This is a genomic window from Serratia sp. FS14, from assembly GCF_000695995.1.
GTDB classification, from domain to species: Bacteria; Pseudomonadota; Gammaproteobacteria; order Enterobacterales; family Enterobacteriaceae; genus Serratia; species Serratia nematodiphila.
On record NZ_CP005927.1, the window covers coordinates 998,831 to 1,014,976 of the forward strand.

Consider the following 16,146-nt stretch of genomic DNA (forward strand, 5'->3'; position numbering starts at 1 on the left):
CGTTAGTGTTCTCTGTTATCGTCGGTTTTTGGCGGCACCGGATCATCGCCACCTGGGTTCAAAGGGTGGCATTTTAATACGCGTTTCAATGCTAACCAACTGCCTTTTATCATGCCAAACCTGCTTAATGCCTCAATTGCGTAATGAGAGCATGTCGGCTGGAAGCGACAACGAGGCCCTAGCAGCGGGCTGATGACGAGCTGATAGGCCCGCACCAGCCCGATCAGGATGCGGGAGCCTGGCGACAGTGGCGACGCCATAATTTATCCAAAGCTTCCGTCAGCGCGCGGTTATCCAAATCCGCTATCCCCTTTTTGGCCACCACGACAAAATCCATCGCCGGTAATTCGTGCTGGCGCAGGCGGAAGCTTTCGCGGGTTAGGCGTTTGATCCGATTACGCTCGTGCGCGCGTTTGACGTGTTTTTTGGCGACGGTAAGACCGATGCGGGGATGCCCCAGCTGGTTCAGGCGGCCGAGGATGGTGATTTGCGGCGTGCCAGCCCGTTGTGGCTGCTGGAAGACGAAAGTGAAATGAGTGGGAGTTAACAAACGTAACTCCCTGGGAAAAGCGAGCTTAACCACTCAGCGGGTTAGCTTTATTACTTAGAAACAGTCAGACGAGCACGGCCTTTCGCACGACGGCGGGCCAGAACTTGACGACCATTTTTGGTGGCCATACGAGCACGGAAACCGTGGCTACGGTTGCGCTTCAATACGGACGGTTGGAAAGTGCGTTTCATAGCGATTTCTACCTAAACTTAAAATAATTACTGATCAGTAAACGCGTTTGGCTACTCGGCGTGAAGATGACCGACGCCTCAATCGCAATACATAAAGAAGCGGGATTGTAATAATTGTACAGTCCTGAGTCAATTCGCATCGCGCCAGCCTACCTGGTTGTCTGCCAGTAACGGAACAAAATCCGCTCTTGGCCCGTGGTCACCGCAGAATCCTGTCTGGCTAATGACGCACCATAAGGAACCAGGTATCACACGTAGGGCGAAGATTATACGGACTCGGGGTGAAATCGCAAGGATCCCCGTGAGATCCTTTGCGCGCGATCGCAGGATCCGACGTGGATAACAGGGTATAACCGGTTGACAATGTAAAAAATGCGGCGCAGCGGCCGGGATCTGCGCGGTCATTCGGCGCCGGCGGCGAAAAGATCGCCGCCGGCCGCGGCCTGTGGATAAAATGGATCTAATCTGTGAGGAAGGGGAGGATCTCTTGCGCGGATTGCGCTATGATCCGTCATTCCGATCGCGATCCCTCATGCCGGGATCGTGAGGGACACAAACCGTGAAAGGCGGTTCGCATCCCCCACAGGCAAACAGCCGATGCCGGGTATGTGTCAAAAATCATGAGTTATAAAAAAGTTGCCCGTTTCTTTTCTTTATTGATCTTGTTCGAGTGGAGTCCGCCGTGTCACTTTCGCTTTGGCAGCAGTGTCTTGCCCGATTGCAGGATGAGTTACCTGCCACAGAATTTAGTATGTGGATTCGCCCATTGCAGGCGGAACTGAGTGACAACACCCTGGCGCTGTACGCGCCTAACCGTTTTGTGCTGGATTGGGTTCGCGATAAGTACTTAAACAACATCAATGGTCTGCTGAATGATTTCTGCGGCACGGATGCGCCTTTGCTGCGTTTTGAAGTCGGCAGCAAGCCGATCACGCAGGTGATCAGCCAGACCGTGACCGCCAGCGTCAGCAGCGCCCCTGCGGCTCCGGCGGCGCGCACGGCTGCGCCTTCGCGCCCGAGCTGGGACAACGCTGCGGCGCAACCCGAGCTCTCTTACCGCTCCAACGTCAACCCTAAACACACCTTCGACAACTTCGTCGAGGGTAAGTCCAACCAACTGGCGCGCGCGGCGGCTCGCCAGGTGGCGGACAATCCGGGCGGCGCCTACAACCCTTTGTTCCTGTATGGCGGCACCGGCCTGGGTAAAACTCACCTGCTGCACGCGGTCGGCAACGGCATCATGGCGCGCAAGGCCAACGCCAAAGTGGTCTACATGCACTCGGAACGCTTTGTGCAGGACATGGTCAAAGCGTTGCAGAACAATGCCATCGAAGAGTTTAAGCGCTACTACCGTTCGGTCGACGCGTTGCTGATCGATGACATCCAATTCTTTGCCAACAAGGAGCGTTCGCAGGAAGAGTTCTTCCATACCTTTAACGCCCTGTTGGAAGGCAATCAGCAGATCATCCTGACTTCGGATCGCTACCCTAAAGAGATCAACGGGGTGGAAGATCGTCTGAAGTCCCGCTTCGGCTGGGGGCTGACGGTGGCGATCGAGCCGCCGGAGCTGGAAACCCGCGTGGCGATCCTGATGAAAAAGGCCGACGAAAACGACATTCGCCTGCCGGGTGAAGTGGCGTTCTTCATCGCCAAGCGCCTGCGTTCCAACGTGCGTGAGCTCGAAGGGGCGCTGAACCGCGTGATCGCCAACGCCAACTTTACCGGCCGGGCCATCACCATCGATTTCGTGCGCGAAGCGCTGCGCGATCTGCTGGCGCTGCAGGAAAAGCTGGTCACCATCGACAATATCCAAAAGACGGTGGCGGAGTATTACAAGATTAAAGTCGCGGATTTGCTGTCCAAGCGGCGTTCGCGATCCGTTGCCCGCCCGCGCCAGATGGCGATGGCGCTGGCGAAGGAACTCACCAACCACAGCCTGCCGGAAATCGGCGATGCGTTTGGTGGCCGCGACCATACCACGGTGTTGCACGCCTGCCGGAAGATCGAGCAGTTGCGTGAGGAAAGTCACGACATCAAAGAAGATTTCTCCAATTTAATCAGAACATTATCTTCATAGCGCTATGAAATTTATCGTTGAACGTGAGCATCTGCTAAAACCGCTGCAACAGGTGAGCAGCCCGCTGGGCGGCCGCCCGACCTTGCCGATCCTGGGCAACCTGCTGCTGCAGGTGACGGAAGGCTCCCTGCTGCTGACCGGCACCGATCTGGAGATGGAGATGGTGGCGCGCGTCGCCCTGTCCCAGCCGCACGAGCCGGGCGCGACGACTGTGCCCGCGCGCAAATTCTTTGATATCTGCCGTGGCCTGCCGGAAGGGGCGGAGATCGCCGTCACGCTGGAGAGCGAGCGCATGCTGGTGCGGTCCGGCCGCAGCCGCTTCTCGCTGTCCACGCTGCCCGCGGCGGACTTCCCGAACCTGGACGACTGGCAGAGCGAGGTGGAGTTCACCTTGCCGCAGGCGACGCTGAAGCGCCTGATAGAAGCCACCCAGTTCTCGATGGCCCATCAGGACGTGCGTTACTACCTGAACGGCATGTTGTTTGAAACCGAAGGCGAAGAGCTGCGCACCGTCGCGACCGACGGCCACCGCCTGGCGGTGTGCTCGATGCTGATAGGCCAGCAGCTGCCGTCGCATTCGGTGATCGTGCCGCGTAAAGGGGTGATGGAACTGGTGCGTCTGCTGGACGGCGGCGACTCGCTGCTGCAGCTGCAGATCGGCAGCAACAACATCCGCGCCCACGTTGGCGATTTCATCTTCACGTCCAAGCTGGTTGACGGCCGTTTCCCGGACTATCGCCGCGTCTTGCCGAAGAATCCGGACAAAACGCTGGAAGCCGGCTGCGATCTGCTCAAGCAGGCGTTTGCCCGCGCGGCCATTCTCTCGAACGAGAAATTCCGCGGCGTGCGGCTGTACGTCAGCCAGAACCAACTGAAGATCACCGCCAACAACCCGGAGCAGGAAGAGGCGGAAGAGATCCTCGACGTCAGCTACGACGGCGCGGAGATGGAGATCGGCTTCAACGTCAGCTACGTGCTGGACGTGTTGAACGCGCTCAAGTGTGAAGACGTGCGCCTGCTGTTGACCGACTCGGTCTCCAGCGTGCAGATCGAAGACGGCGCCAGCCAGGCGGCGGCCTACGTTGTCATGCCAATGCGGTTGTAGTCTCGTTACCTTGAATTACAGCACCGTCATCGGTAAAGAGATTGCATGGCTCTGACGCGTTTATTGATTAAAGACTTCCGCAATATCGAGGCGGCGGATTTGGCGCTGGCGCCGGGATTCAACTTCCTGGTCGGCGCCAACGGCAGCGGCAAGACTAGCGTGCTGGAGGCGGTGTATACGCTCGGCCATGGCCGCGCCTTTCGCAGCCTGCAGGCCGGTCGGGTTATTCGCCACGACCAACCGGAGTTCGTGCTGCACGGCCGCATCGAAGGCGCGGAGCGCGAGCTGTCGGTAGGATTGAGCAAGAGCCGTCAGGGTGACAGCAAAGTACGCATCGATGGCAGCGACGGCCACAAGGTGGCCGAGCTGGCGCAGCTGCTGCCCATGCAGCTGATCACCCCCGAAGGTTTTACCCTGCTGAACGGCGGGCCGAAATTCCGGCGCGCTTTCCTGGACTGGGGCTGTTTTCATAACGAACCCGGTTTTTTCACCGCCTGGAGCAACCTGAAACGGTTACTGAAGCAGCGCAATGCCGCGCTGCGCCAGGTGAGTCGCTATGCGCAGATCCGCGCCTGGGATCAGGAACTGATCCCGCTCGCGGAGCGCATCAGCGAATGGCGGGCGGAATACAGCGACGCGATCGCCGCGGATATCACCGCGACCTGCGCGCAGTTTCTGCCTGAATTTGCCCTGAGCTTCTCCTTCCAGCGCGGCTGGGACAAAGAGAGCGACTACGGCGAGCTGCTGGAGCGCCAGTTCGAGCGCGACAGGGCGTTGACCTATACCGCGGTGGGGCCGCATAAAGCGGACTTTCGCATTCGTGCCGACGGCACGCCGGTAGAGGATTTGTTATCGCGCGGTCAGCTTAAGCTGCTGATGTGCGCGTTGCGCTTGGCGCAGGGTGAGTTTCTCACCCGGCAGAGCGGGCGGCGTTGCCTGTATCTGATTGATGATTTTGCCTCCGAGCTGGACACCGGCCGTCGCCGGTTGCTGGCCGATCGCCTGAAAGCCACCCAGGCCCAGGTTTTTGTCAGCGCGGTCAGCGCTGAACAAGTGACCGACATGGCCGGTGAAAAGGGCAAGATGTTCCGCGTGGAACAGGGTAAAATAGAGGTTCAACCACAGGACTAAAATGAGCGAGAAACGTTGATGTCGAATTCTTATGACTCCTCAAGTATCAAGGTATTAAAAGGGCTGGATGCGGTGCGCAAGCGCCCGGGCATGTATATCGGCGATACCGATGACGGCACCGGTCTGCACCACATGGTATTCGAGGTTGTGGACAACGCTATCGACGAAGCGCTCGCGGGCCACTGTAGTGACATTCAGGTCACCATCCATGCCGACAACTCGGTATCGGTACAGGATGACGGCCGCGGCATTCCGACCGGCATTCACCCGGAAGAAGGGGTTTCAGCCGCAGAGGTCATCATGACCGTGCTGCACGCCGGCGGTAAATTCGACGACAACTCCTATAAAGTTTCCGGCGGCCTGCACGGCGTGGGCGTCTCGGTGGTTAACGCCCTGTCGGAGAAACTGGAGCTGGTGATCCGCCGCGAAGGCAAAGTGCACGAACAAACTTACAGCCACGGCGAGCCGCAGGCGCCGCTGAACGTGGTGGGCGAAACCGAGCAGACCGGCACCATGGTGCGCTTCTGGCCGAGTCACCAGACTTTCACCAATGTGACCGAATTCGAGTACGACATTCTGGCCAAGCGTCTGCGCGAGCTGTCCTTCCTCAACTCCGGCGTGTCTATTCGCCTGAAGGACAAGCGCACCGACCGTGAAGACCACTTCCATTACGAAGGCGGCATCAAGGCGTTTGTCGAGTACCTGAACAAGAACAAAACCCCGATCCACCCGAACGTGTTCTACTTCTCCACCGTGAAAGACGACATCGGCGTGGAAGTGGCGCTGCAGTGGAACGACGGTTTCCAGGAAAACATCTACTGCTTCACCAACAACATTCCGCAGCGCGACGGCGGCACGCACCTGGTCGGTTTCCGTACAGCGATGACCCGTACGCTGAACAGCTACATGGAGAAGGAAGGCTACAGCAAGAAGGCCAAGGTCAGCGCCACCGGCGATGACGCGCGTGAAGGCCTGATCGCCGTGGTGTCGGTGAAGGTGCCGGATCCGAAGTTCTCCTCTCAGACCAAGGACAAGCTGGTCTCTTCCGAGGTGAAAACCGCGGTTGAAACGCTGATGAACGAGAAGCTGGTGGATTACCTGATGGAGAATCCGGGCGACGCGAAAATCGTGGTCGGCAAAATCATCGACGCGGCGCGCGCGCGCGAAGCGGCGCGTAAAGCGCGTGAGATGACCCGCCGCAAAGGCGCGCTGGATCTGGCCGGCCTGCCGGGCAAGCTGGCGGACTGCCAGGAACGCGATCCGGCGCTGTCCGAACTGTACCTGGTGGAAGGGGACTCCGCGGGCGGCTCTGCCAAGCAGGGGCGCAACCGCAAGAATCAGGCTATCTTGCCGCTGAAGGGGAAAATCCTCAACGTCGAGAAAGCGCGTTTCGACAAAATGCTCTCTTCGCAGGAAGTGGCGACGCTGATCACCGCGCTGGGTTGCGGCATCGGCCGCGACGAGTACAGCCCGGACAAGCTGCGTTACCACAGCATCATCATCATGACCGATGCCGACGTCGACGGTTCGCACATCCGTACGCTGCTGTTGACCTTCTTCTACCGCCAGATGCCGGAAATCATCGAGCGTGGCCACGTATTCATCGCACAGCCGCCGCTGTACAAGGTGAAGAAAGGCAAGCAGGAGCAGTACATCAAAGATGACGAGGCGATGGATCAGTACCAGATCGCCATCGCGATGGACGGCGCTACGCTGCACACCAACGCCAGCGCACCGGCGCTCGGCGGCGAGCAGTTGGAAAAACTGGTGGCCGAGCACTACGGCGTGCAGAAGCTGATCGGCCGCATGGAGCGCCGCTACCCGCGCGCGCTGCTGAACAGCCTGATCTATCAGCCGACGCTGAACGAAGGCGATCTCAGCGATGAAGCCAAGGTGAAGACCTGGATCGCGTCGCTGGTGCAGGCGCTGAACGACAAAGAGCAGCACGGCAGCAGCTATGACTTCGTGATCTTCGAGAACCGCGAACGCCAGATGTTCGAGCCGGCGCTGCGCATCCGCACCCACGGCGTGGATACCGACTACAAGCTGGACTTCGACTTCATCCACGGCGGTGAATACCGCAAGATCTGCCAGCTGGGCGAGCAGCTGCGCGGGCTGATCGAAGAGGGCGCGTTCATCGAGCGCGGCGAACGCCGTCAGCCGGTAGACAGCTTCGAGCAGGCGCTGGAGTGGCTGGTGAAAGAGTCGCGCCGCGGCCTGTCGGTGCAGCGTTATAAAGGTCTGGGCGAGATGAACCCGGAGCAGCTGTGGGAAACCACCATGGACCCGGAAAGCCGCCGCATGCTGCGCGTGACCGTCAAGGACGCCATCGCTGCCGATCAGCTGTTCACCACGCTGATGGGCGATGCGGTTGAACCGCGTCGCGCCTTTATCGAAGAAAACGCCCTGAAAGCGGCGAACATCGATATCTGATGCGTTAATGGCTGTGAAAATCCGCGCCGGGCGACCCGCGCGGATTTTTTTTGGCCTTTTTTGGCGCTGACAGCCGAGGCTGAAACGCGTTAGCATGAATAAAAACCACTGGGAGAAGCGTTGAATGGCTATTGAACTGATTGCGATCGACATGGACGGCACGTTGCTGGATCCGCAGCATCAAATCACGCCGGCGGTAAAGCAGGCTATCGCGGCGGCGCGGCGCAAAGGGGTGCACGTGGTGCTGGCCACCGGGCGGCCTTATGTCGGCGTGCAGGACTATCTGCGCCAGTTGGACATTCAGGGCCCCGGCGATTTCTGTATCACCTATAACGGCGCGCTGGTGTTGCGCGCGGTCGACGGCGCCTGCATCCTGCAGGAAACCCTGGGCTTCGAGGATTATCTGCACTTCGAGCAGATGGCGCGCGAGTTAGGCGTTCACTTCCAGGCGTTTGATTTCGATACCTTGTATACCCCGAACAAGGACATCGGCAAGTACACCATACACGAGGCGGAAATGACCGGCATTCCGCTGAAATACCGCAGCGTGGAAGAGATGGATCGCCAGATGCGTTTCCCTAAAGTGATGATGATCGACGAGCCGGAGCTGCTGGACCGCGCTATCGCGCGCATCCCGGAGGAAACGCGCGCGCGTTACACTATCTTGAAAAGTGCGCCTTACTACCTCGAGATCTTACATAAAAACGTCGATAAGGGCGCCGGGGTGAAAATGCTGGCCGAGCACCTCGGCGTGGCGCGGGAAAACATCATGACGCTGGGGGATCAGGCTAACGATACGGCGATGATCGAATATGCCGGCGTCGGCGTGGCGATGGGCAACGCCATTCCCGAGCTGAAAGCGGTGGCGCAGTTTGTCACCAGCGCCAATACCGAAGACGGCGTGGCGCGCGCTATCGAGAAGTTCGTGCTCAACTCCTGAGAAAACGGGGCGCTGCGGCGCCCCTTTATACTTTCGCCAACACCCCTTTGGCGATCTGCAGATCCTGAATCGCCAAGCCGGTGAGATCGGCGATGGTGATGTGCTGCGGCTCGCGTCGTACCCGCCCGCCCTGCGCCAATGCGGCGCCCACTTCGACGATCGGCGTTGAAGTCAGCTTGTTCTGCCGATAAGCCGTCGCGATCTCGCCATAGTCTGTGCACTGAGCCAGCGCATCGACCAACAGCGCGTCCGCGCGGGCCACCAGCTCGGTCGCCAGCTCCTGCTTACCGGGCGCGTCGGCACCCACCGCGGTAATGTGCGTGCCGGGCCGAATATCCGCCGCCTGCAAAATCGGTTCGCGGCTGGGCGTGGTGGTGACGATCAGCTGACAGTGCGCCGCCAGCTCCGCCGCATCCTGCGTGACCCGCACCCGAAAACCCTCAGCCTCGGCATCGCGCCGATACGACGCCAGCGCCTGTTCGTTGCGGCCCCACACCCATACCTCGCGGCAATCGGTCACCGGTTTCAGACATTGCAGCTGCAGCCGCGCCTGCAGGCCGGTGCCGACCATGCCGATCGCCTGAATATGCGGCGGCGCGCACAGCTCGGCGACGATGCGGCCGGCCAGGGCGGTGCGCAGCGCGGTCAGCCAACCTTCATCTTGCAGCAGCGCCTGCGGCTCGCCGGTCTGGGTGGAGAACGCCATCATCAGCCCCTGATTGCTCGGCAGGCCGTGTTCGGCATTGCGATAGAAACCGGTAGAGATCTTGACCACGAACAGTTCGTCGCCTTCCAACCAGGCGGACTTGATGCAGCAGTCGCCGGCGGCCTGCTCGAACAGGAAATGCTGTACCGGCGGCTGTTGCACCCGCTGTTGCGAGTAGGCGATAAAACCCTGCTTCAGCAGCGGCGTAATGGCCTCGGCGTCGAACGCGGCGAGGATTTGCTGCTGATTAAGGATGCGCATCGGCGATGGCCTTGAGGTATTTCTCCAGCACGATGTTCTTGCCGCACAGCACCACCGCCACCTTTTCACCTCGGTATTCCGGCGCCAGTTTGATCGCCGCCGCCAGCGCCACGCCGGCCGCGCCTTCGATAATCCAGCGATCGCTGGCGGCGATCCGGCGCATCGCGTGTTTGATCTCCGCCTCGCTGACCAGCACTTTACGGTCAATCAGCTGCTGGCACAGCGGGAAGGTCACGGCGCCCGGCTCGACGCCGCCGGCGGTGCCGTCGGACAGGGTTTCTTGTTCTTCCACCGGGAAGATATGGCCGGCTTCCAGCGCGCTGTACAGGCTGGTGGCGTTTTCCGGCCAGCAGGCGATAAGCTGCGTGTTCGGCGACAGTTGCCGCAAAACGGTGCCGATGCCGGCGATATAGCCACCGCCGCCGACCGCCACGAACACCGCGTCAAGATCGGCGAGTTGTTCAACCAGCTCCATGCCGCAGGTGCCCTGGCCGGCAATGACCTGCTCGTCGTTATACGGCGAGATGTAGGTTTTCCCCTGTTCGCGTGCGGCTTGTTCCCCCGCCAGTTCGGCGTTCAGCGCGTCGCCCGGCACCAATTCCACGGTGCCGCCCAGCGCCCGGATGGTGTCGAGCTTGATGCTCGCCGCCGTCTCCGGCGCATAAACCGTGACGCCAACGCCCATCCGTTGCCCCGCCAGGGCGACAGCCTGGCCGTGGTTGCCGGTTGAGGCGGCGATCACGCCGCGCCGGCGTTGCTCGTTATCCAACAGCCGCAGCTTGTTGCTGGCGCCGCGAAATTTAAAGGAACCGGTGTGCTGCAGGTGATCGCATTTCAGATACAGCTCGCAACCCAATTGCTGAGAAAGCAGCACGCTGCGCTCCAGCGGCGTGACCCGCACCTGAGGGCGCAGTTGCTGATGAGCGGAAACAATGGCATCGAAGATGGTGTTCATACCGGCTCCAGAAGATTTACTTGGACTTAAAAATCCAGTTTGTACTTTTTTGTATTGATTGTAAACCCTACCCACAACCGTTGGTCAAAACCGGTCATGGCATTGTGTGATCGCGCTTACGGCTAAAAATAATCGTTAAATTATAGTTTAACGGCACGATTTTTTATTTATTTGCGTTAAGGAAGTCGCAGTCTCTCATTTATTTTTAATTAGGGAACGATAATGAAAAAAATATTTCTCGCTTCATTAACCTATGCCGCGCTGACGCCGTTTTGTTTCGCCGCCAAGGATGTGACCACCCAGCCAGAGGTTTATTTTCTGCAAGAATCGCAGTCGATAGATAGCCTGGCGTTATTACCGCCGCCGCCCGCGATGGACAGCATCGATTTTATGAATGACAAGGCACAATATGATGCAGGAAAATTATTGCGTAATACTGAACGAGGCAAACAGGCTTATAACGACGCTCAGGTTACCGGAGATGGCGTCGCCGCCGCTTTTTCCGGCGCATTCGGTACGGAAATTGCGCAGGATAAAACGCCGGAGCTGTTCAAGCTGGTGATGAAAATGCGTGAAGATGCAGGCGATCTGGCTACCCGCAGCGCCAAGAATCACTATATGCGCATTCGGCCATTCGCTTTCTACCAGGAACCTACCTGTCGCCCGGATGATGAAGGCACGTTATCGAAGAACGGCTCCTATCCTTCAGGGCATACCACCATCGGCTGGGCGACCGCTTTGGTGCTGGCGGAGATCAATCCCGCCAATCAGGGGGCGATACTGCAGCGTGGTTATGAGATGGGCCAAAGCCGAGTGATCTGCGGCTATCACTGGCAGAGCGACGTGACCGCCGCGCGCTTGGTCGCTTCGGCCATCGTTGCTCGGCTGCATGCGGAGCCCACTTTCGCTGCGCAGTTGCAACGGGCCAAAACGGAGTTCAACGCCCTGAAAAAGTAACCTTGCCTGCAAACGGCGGCGGCGATATGAAACGCTGCCGCCGATCCGGTAAGATGACGGCTCAGTGCCAGCATGTGCAGGAGAGCCGCCATGAGCCATCGGGAAAAACAACTGACTTTCGACCCTCGTGGGCATCAGTTAACCAATATCAACGTCTGGACGCCGGACAGTCAATGGCTGGCTTATGACGTGCGCCCGCGCGGCGCCTCTTTCACCGGCCTCAGCATCGAGCGTGTCAACGTCGCCAGCGGCGCGGTGGAGGTGATTTATCGCGCCCAGCACGGCGCCCACGTTGGCGTGGTCACGGTCAGCCCCGATGCGCCGGCGCGCTATGCCTTTATTCACGGACCTGAGCACCCGGACAGCGCCTGGCAGTATGATTTTCACCACCGCCGCGGGGTGATCGTCAGCGAACCGGATCGCGAGTTGGCCATCACCCTCGACGCGCTGGATATCACCGCGCCCTATACCCCCGGCGCGCTGCGCGGCGGCAGCCACGTGCACGTTTTCAGTCCGGACGGCAGCCGCCTCAGCTTTACCTACAACGATCACGTGATGCATGAACGCGATCCGGCGCGCGATCTGCGCAACGTCGGCGTGGCCGTGCCGCTGCACGGGGTTAATCCGCCAAAACAGCACCCGCGCGAGTACGACGGCAGCCACTATTGCGTGTTGGTCAGCGAGACGGTACCGCAGCCGCAGCCGGGTAGCGATCAGATCAATCGCGCTTACGAAGAAGGCTGGATCGGCCGCGAAGGCTACCGTAAGGCCGACGGCAGCCGGCAGCGCTGGGCGCTGGCATTTATCGGCGATACGTTGTCCGCTGCCGGAGAGAAGCTGTCTGAGGTGTTTATCGTCGATCTGCCGGAGAACGACGTCGACTACGCCCGGGCGGGCGCTTTGCCGCTGCAGGGGACGGAAAGCGAGCTGCCGGCGCCGCCGCTTGGCGTCAGGCAGCGGCGGGTAACCTTTACCGGGGATCGCCGTTTTCCTGGCGTGGCTGGTGCGCCGCGCCACTGGTTGCGCAGTTCGCCGGACGGCAGCCAGATAGCTTTTCTGATGAAGGACGACGGCGGCGTGGTGCAGCTGTGGACGGTGTCGCCTAACGGTGGCGAGCCGTGCCAGGTGAGCCGAAGCGAGCATGACATCCAGTCGGCGTTCAGCTGGCACCCGCAGGGCGGGACGATAGCCCTGGTGTGCGACAACAGCGTGATGCTGTGCGAGGTGGCCAGCGGTCGCCTGCAGCGTTTGACGCAGCGCAGCGTGCAGCCGCCGTCGGGGGATGCCGTGGTGTTCTCGCCGGATGGCAAGAAAGTGGCGTTTATGCGCGAGATAGCGGGGTTCAACCAGATCTTCGTGGTTGAGGCGTAAGGCGGGCCTGATGACCCGCTGCGTGCGCGATTAGTGCGTGGCGGTGCTGTCGTCGCCCTGGCCGGGATTGCCGGTCGCCGCCAAATTCTGCTGCTCGCTGCGCAGGATACGCGCTTTTGGCGAGTCTGCGGTGGCGTCGTTGCCGGATCGCAGATAGTCGTAAGGCAGCAGCACGGTATCCATCACCGCGGAGAACGGCAGATCCAGCGCCACCAGCGGCATCATCGCCCAGCTGGTGTTGTCGTCCTTCAGCATGTCCACGCTGGCGCGGGTGCCGGGATAGTAACCCTGATTCGGGCCGGTATGGCTCATCACGCTGGAGCAACCGCTGGTCGCCAACAACATGCAGCCCGTCGCTATCGCTTTCATCATCGTCATTAATCCATCCTGCAGGGTTGCTGTGCCCCTAAATTAAGCTGATTTATAACATCCTGTTGCTGCTTTAAAAGAAGCAAAATCCCGCTCTGTGGCGGCTCTCTCACTTTAGTGTAAGTGGTAAAAAAAACTTTTACCTTATTGGTGCAAATTTTTTTGATCCTCGCCTGTTGAATTGATGAAAGCAACCCCCATTTTATCATCAGAGCCGAATTGAGAATTCGCCGTAAGGGAATTCTGGCTTAATTAGCCTGTCCAGAGTGGAAGGCGTATTTATTTCAACCTCGCTGAAGTGCCTTAGGAGGCTGTTTTATGCGTAATTTTGATCTTTCCCCGCTATACCGTTCCGCCATTGGTTTCGATCGCCTGTTCAACGCGCTGGAGGCTGGCCAGAGTCAGGGCAATGGCGGTTATCCCCCTTATAATGTCGAGCTGGTGGATGAAAATCATTATCGGATCGCCATCGCGGTAGCCGGGTTTGCCGAGCAGGAGCTGGAGATCACCACGCAGGACAATCTGCTGATCGTGCGCGGGGCGCACAACAATGAACCGGCAGAAAAAACCTATTTATACCAGGGCATCGCCGAGCGTAATTTCGAGCGTAAATTCCAGCTGGCCGAACATATTCAAATTAAAGGCGCCAAACTGGAGAATGGCCTGTTGTATATCGACATGCAACGCATCGTTCCGGAAACATTAAAACCGCGCCGCATCGAAATTAAATAAATTTCCGTTTCGCCGGCAGGTACGCTGCCGGTAAATATGAAGTCATGATTAGCCTGCCGTCAGGGGGCTGAATAAACACATCTCGCTTAATGAAAGGAGTTGTTCCTATGCGTAATTACGATTTATCCCCGCTTCTGCGTCAGTGGATTGGTTTTGATAAATTGGCCAGTTCAATGGGCGGCCAGGAACCCCAGGGGTTCCCGCCGTATAACATCGAGAAAAGTGACGACAATCACTACCGCATTTCTCTGGCGCTGGCCGGTTTCCGGCAGAGCGAACTGAATATTGAAGTGGAAGGGCCGCGGTTGACCGTCAGCGGTAAACCCACGCCGCCGGAAAAACAGGTCGAGTACCTGCATCAGGGGCTGGTGTGCAAAGAGTTCCAGTTGACCTTCACCCTGGCGGAACACCTGCAGGTGTCCGAGGCCAAATTTGAAAATGGCCTGTTGCACATCGATCTGGTGCGTCAGGTGCCGGAAGCCTTGCAGCCTCAGCGCATCGCCATCGGCGCGACGCCGGAGCTGGAAGCGAAATAACCGGCTGAAAAACGGTCATCATCATGCGGGGGAGATCCAAACGGATCTCCCCCGTTGCGTTATGTGGCGCACGCCACAGTCCCCCCGTCTGCCCGATGCCATAATCCTTGTTAATTGTGTGTCTTTGGCCGCAAATCCCATGTTCAACTTTGGCAAGGATGTGACCTATGAGCGATATCGCCCTGACCGTCAGCATGTTGGCGTTGGCGGCCGTCATTGGGCTGTGGATGGGGAACTGGAAGCTGTATGGCGTCGGGTTGGGCATTGGCGGCGTGCTGTTCGGCGGTATCCTGGTCGGCCACTTTGCCCAGAGCGGGCAAATCAGCCTGAATGGGGACATGCTGCACTTTATCCAGGAGTTTGGCCTGATCCTGTTCGTCTACACCATCGGCATCCAGGTCGGCCCCGGTTTCTTCTCTTCGCTGCGCGTCTCCGGTCTGCGGCTCAACGCCTTCGCGGTGCTGCTGGTGCTGACCGGCGGCATCGTGGCGGCGGCGGTACACAAGCTGTTCGACGTGCCGCTGCCGATCATCCTCGGCGTGTTCTCCGGCGCGGTCACCAACACCCCGGCGCTGGGCGCCGGTCAGCAAATCCTGACCGATCTCGGTTCCGATCCGGCGCTGGTGGACGGCATGGGGATGGGTTACGCCATGGCCTATCCGTTTGGCATATGCGGCATCCTGCTGGTGATGTGGCTGATCCGGCTGATTTTCCGCATCAACATCGAGCGTGAGGCTCAGGCGTTTGAAAGCAGCCTGGGCAATCAGCGCGAGTTGCTGCACGCCATCAACGTGGCGGTGCGCAATCCCAATCTGCAGGGCATGGCGATCAAAAGCGTGCCGCTGCTCAACGGTGAAGCGATCGTCTGTTCGCGCCTCAAGCGCGGGGAGCTGTTGATGGTGCCGGCGCCGCACGAGCGGCTGGAGCTTGGCGACTACCTGCACCTGGTGGGCAAACGCGAAGATCTGGAGAACGCCCGGTTGGTGATCGGCGAAGAGGTGGATGCCTCGCTGTCGACGCGCGGCACTGCGCTGCAGGTGGTGAGGGCGGTGGTGACCAACGAGCAGGTGCTGGGCAAGAAAATCCGCGATCTGAATCTGAAGCAAAAGTATGACGTGGTGATTTCACGCCTCAACCGCGCCGGCGTGGAGCTGGTGGCCGGCAGCAACGTGACGCTGCAGTTTGGCGACATTCTCAACCTGGTCGGCCGGCCGGAGGCCATCGACGCGGTGACGGCGATTGTCGGCAACGCCCAACAAAAACTGCAGCAGGTGCAGATGCTGCCGGTCTTTATCGGTATCGGCCTCGGGGTGTTGCTCGGTTCCATTCCGCTGTTCGTGCCCGGCTTCCCGGCGGCATTGCGGCTGGGGCTGGCCGGCGGGCCGCTGGTGGCGGCGCTGATCCTGGGGCGCATCGGCAGCATCGGCAAGCTGTACTGGTTTATGCCGCCGAGCGCCAACCTGGCGCTGCGCGAACTGGGCATCGTGCTGTTTCTGGCGGTGGTTGGTTTGAAATCGGGCGGTAACTTCATCGATACGTTGCTGCACGGCGAGGGGCTGACGTGGGTCGGGTACGGCGCCTTGATCACCGCGATTCCGCTGCTGAGCGTCGGTATTCTGGCGCGCACGGTGGGCAAGATGAACTACCTGACGCTGTCCGGCATGCTGGCGGGATCGATGACCGATCCGCCGGCGCTGGCGTTCGCCAACGGTCTGCATCCCACCAGCGGTGCCGCGGCGCTGTCTTACGCCACCGTTTATCCGCTGGCGATGTTCCTGCGCATCATGTCGCCGCAGCTGCTGGCGGTGCTGTTCTGGACGCTGTAATCCATC

At 59.5% G+C, this 16,146-nt stretch carries 16 protein-coding genes; 10 read left to right on the forward strand and 6 right to left on the reverse strand.

Annotation, left to right across the window (positions count from 1 at the left end; all coding sequences use genetic code 11):
• Positions 1–2 precede the first annotated feature (2 nt).
• Genes yidD through rpmH form a run of 3 tightly spaced genes read right to left on the reverse strand, consistent with a single transcriptional unit; the run spans position 3 to position 741 of the window.
• Positions 3–260, reverse strand: a complete 258-nt coding sequence (gene yidD, locus L085_RS24350) for a membrane protein insertion efficiency factor YidD (RefSeq protein WP_004933881.1) — start codon at positions 258–260, stop codon at positions 3–5.
• The gene (rnpA, locus tag L085_RS04620) at positions 224–583 is read right to left on the reverse strand and encodes a ribonuclease P protein component (RefSeq protein WP_004933883.1); all 360 of its coding nucleotides are present in this window, start codon (positions 581–583) and stop codon (positions 224–226) included. Before rnpA ends, yidD begins: the two co-directional genes overlap by 37 nt.
• A 17-nt stretch (positions 584–600) precedes the next feature.
• Positions 601–741 (reverse strand): 50S ribosomal protein L34, encoded by a 141-nt coding sequence (rpmH, locus tag L085_RS24355; RefSeq protein WP_000831330.1) that lies wholly within the window; start codon positions 739–741, stop codon positions 601–603.
• Positions 742–1,423: 682 nt separating this feature from the next.
• Between rpmH and dnaA the strand changes: the two genes are divergently transcribed.
• From dnaA to yidA, 5 genes are all read left to right on the forward strand, one after another.
• Positions 1,424–2,818, forward strand: a complete 1,395-nt coding sequence (dnaA, locus tag L085_RS04625; RefSeq protein WP_004933889.1) for a chromosomal replication initiator protein DnaA — start codon at positions 1,424–1,426, stop codon at positions 2,816–2,818.
• Between the two features lie 4 nt (positions 2,819–2,822).
• Positions 2,823–3,923 (forward strand): DNA polymerase III subunit beta, encoded by a 1,101-nt coding sequence (dnaN, locus tag L085_RS04630; RefSeq protein WP_044030169.1) that lies wholly within the window; start codon positions 2,823–2,825, stop codon positions 3,921–3,923.
• 45 nt (positions 3,924–3,968) lie between these two features.
• Positions 3,969–5,054, forward strand: a complete 1,086-nt coding sequence (gene recF / locus L085_RS04635; protein WP_004933895.1) for a DNA replication/repair protein RecF — start codon at positions 3,969–3,971, stop codon at positions 5,052–5,054.
• 18 nt (positions 5,055–5,072) lie between these two features.
• Positions 5,073–7,487: a DNA topoisomerase (ATP-hydrolyzing) subunit B gene (gyrB, locus tag L085_RS04640; protein ID WP_004933898.1), complete on the forward strand. Its 2,415-nt coding sequence runs from the start codon at positions 5,073–5,075 to the stop codon at positions 7,485–7,487.
• A gap of 124 nt (positions 7,488–7,611) precedes the next feature.
• Positions 7,612–8,427, forward strand: coding sequence for a sugar-phosphatase (yidA, locus tag L085_RS04645; protein WP_044030170.1), 816 nt, complete (start codon positions 7,612–7,614; stop codon positions 8,425–8,427).
• Positions 8,428–8,452: 25 nt separating this feature from the next.
• Here yidA and L085_RS04650 read toward each other — a convergent pair whose 3' ends face one another.
• Positions 8,453–9,394: an ornithine cyclodeaminase family protein gene (locus L085_RS04650; RefSeq protein ID WP_044030171.1), complete on the reverse strand. Its 942-nt coding sequence runs from the start codon at positions 9,392–9,394 to the stop codon at positions 8,453–8,455.
• The gene (locus L085_RS04655) at positions 9,381–10,349 is read right to left on the reverse strand and encodes a threonine/serine dehydratase (RefSeq protein WP_044030173.1); all 969 of its coding nucleotides are present in this window, start codon (positions 10,347–10,349) and stop codon (positions 9,381–9,383) included. The genes L085_RS04650 and L085_RS04655 overlap by 14 nt, the downstream gene beginning before the upstream one ends.
• 222 nt (positions 10,350–10,571) lie before the next feature.
• Between L085_RS04655 and L085_RS04660 the strand changes: the two genes are divergently transcribed.
• Together L085_RS04660 and L085_RS04665 are read left to right on the forward strand one after the other, a co-directional pair.
• The gene (locus L085_RS04660; RefSeq protein ID WP_044030174.1) at positions 10,572–11,306 is read left to right on the forward strand and encodes a phosphatase PAP2 family protein; all 735 of its coding nucleotides are present in this window, start codon (positions 10,572–10,574) and stop codon (positions 11,304–11,306) included.
• Positions 11,307–11,396: 90 nt separating this feature from the next.
• Entirely contained in the window at positions 11,397–12,677 is a 1,281-nt protein-coding gene (locus tag L085_RS04665) for a DUF3748 domain-containing protein (protein ID WP_044030176.1), read from the forward strand.
• Between the two features lie 30 nt (positions 12,678–12,707).
• On the opposite strand, the gene L085_RS04670 is transcribed toward L085_RS04665, so the two are convergent.
• Positions 12,708–13,055 (reverse strand): YceK/YidQ family lipoprotein, encoded by a 348-nt coding sequence (locus L085_RS04670; protein ID WP_004933911.1) that lies wholly within the window; start codon positions 13,053–13,055, stop codon positions 12,708–12,710.
• A gap of 309 nt (positions 13,056–13,364) precedes the next feature.
• Here L085_RS04670 and ibpA point away from each other — a divergent pair, with 309 nt between their 5' ends.
• From ibpA to L085_RS04690, 3 genes are all read left to right on the forward strand, one after another.
• A complete protein-coding gene (gene ibpA / locus L085_RS04680) occupies positions 13,365–13,778 on the forward strand; it encodes a small heat shock chaperone IbpA (RefSeq protein ID WP_004933919.1) in 414 nt (137 codons plus the stop codon).
• Positions 13,779–13,885: 107 nt separating this feature from the next.
• Positions 13,886–14,314 carry a small heat shock chaperone IbpB gene (gene ibpB / locus L085_RS04685; RefSeq protein WP_004933922.1) on the forward strand — a complete coding sequence of 143 codons (429 nt, stop codon included), beginning with the start codon at positions 13,886–13,888 and terminating at the stop codon, positions 14,312–14,314.
• Positions 14,315–14,481: 167 nt separating this feature from the next.
• Positions 14,482–16,140, forward strand: coding sequence for a putative transporter (locus tag L085_RS04690; RefSeq protein WP_015376152.1), 1,659 nt, complete (start codon positions 14,482–14,484; stop codon positions 16,138–16,140).
• Positions 16,141–16,146: the final 6 nt, after the last annotated feature.

Bases quoted from the DNA above. Each gene is read 5' to 3' on its own strand.
- yidA (WP_044030170.1), top strand. From the start codon at position 7,612: ATGGCTATTGAACTGATTGCGATCGACATGGACGGCACGTTGCTGGAT.
- yidD (WP_004933881.1), bottom strand. From the start codon at position 260: ATGGCGTCGCCACTGTCGCCAGGCTCCCGCATCCTGATCGGGCTGGTG.
- L085_RS04670 (WP_004933911.1), bottom strand. From the start codon at position 13,055: ATGACGATGATGAAAGCGATAGCGACGGGCTGCATGTTGTTGGCGACC.
- recF (WP_004933895.1), top strand. From the start codon at position 3,969: ATGGCTCTGACGCGTTTATTGATTAAAGACTTCCGCAATATCGAGGCG.
- L085_RS04655 (WP_044030173.1), bottom strand. From the start codon at position 10,349: ATGAACACCATCTTCGATGCCATTGTTTCCGCTCATCAGCAACTGCGC.
- L085_RS04650 (WP_044030171.1), bottom strand. From the start codon at position 9,394: ATGCGCATCCTTAATCAGCAGCAAATCCTCGCCGCGTTCGACGCCGAG.
- ibpB (WP_004933922.1), top strand. From the start codon at position 13,886: ATGCGTAATTACGATTTATCCCCGCTTCTGCGTCAGTGGATTGGTTTT.
- dnaN (WP_044030169.1), top strand. From the start codon at position 2,823: ATGAAATTTATCGTTGAACGTGAGCATCTGCTAAAACCGCTGCAACAG.
- gyrB (WP_004933898.1), top strand. From the start codon at position 5,073: ATGTCGAATTCTTATGACTCCTCAAGTATCAAGGTATTAAAAGGGCTG.
- ibpA (WP_004933919.1), top strand. From the start codon at position 13,365: ATGCGTAATTTTGATCTTTCCCCGCTATACCGTTCCGCCATTGGTTTC.
- L085_RS04690 (WP_015376152.1), top strand. From the start codon at position 14,482: ATGAGCGATATCGCCCTGACCGTCAGCATGTTGGCGTTGGCGGCCGTC.
- L085_RS04665 (WP_044030176.1), top strand. From the start codon at position 11,397: ATGAGCCATCGGGAAAAACAACTGACTTTCGACCCTCGTGGGCATCAG.
- rpmH (WP_000831330.1), bottom strand. From the start codon at position 741: ATGAAACGCACTTTCCAACCGTCCGTATTGAAGCGCAACCGTAGCCAC.
- L085_RS04660 (WP_044030174.1), top strand. From the start codon at position 10,572: ATGAAAAAAATATTTCTCGCTTCATTAACCTATGCCGCGCTGACGCCG.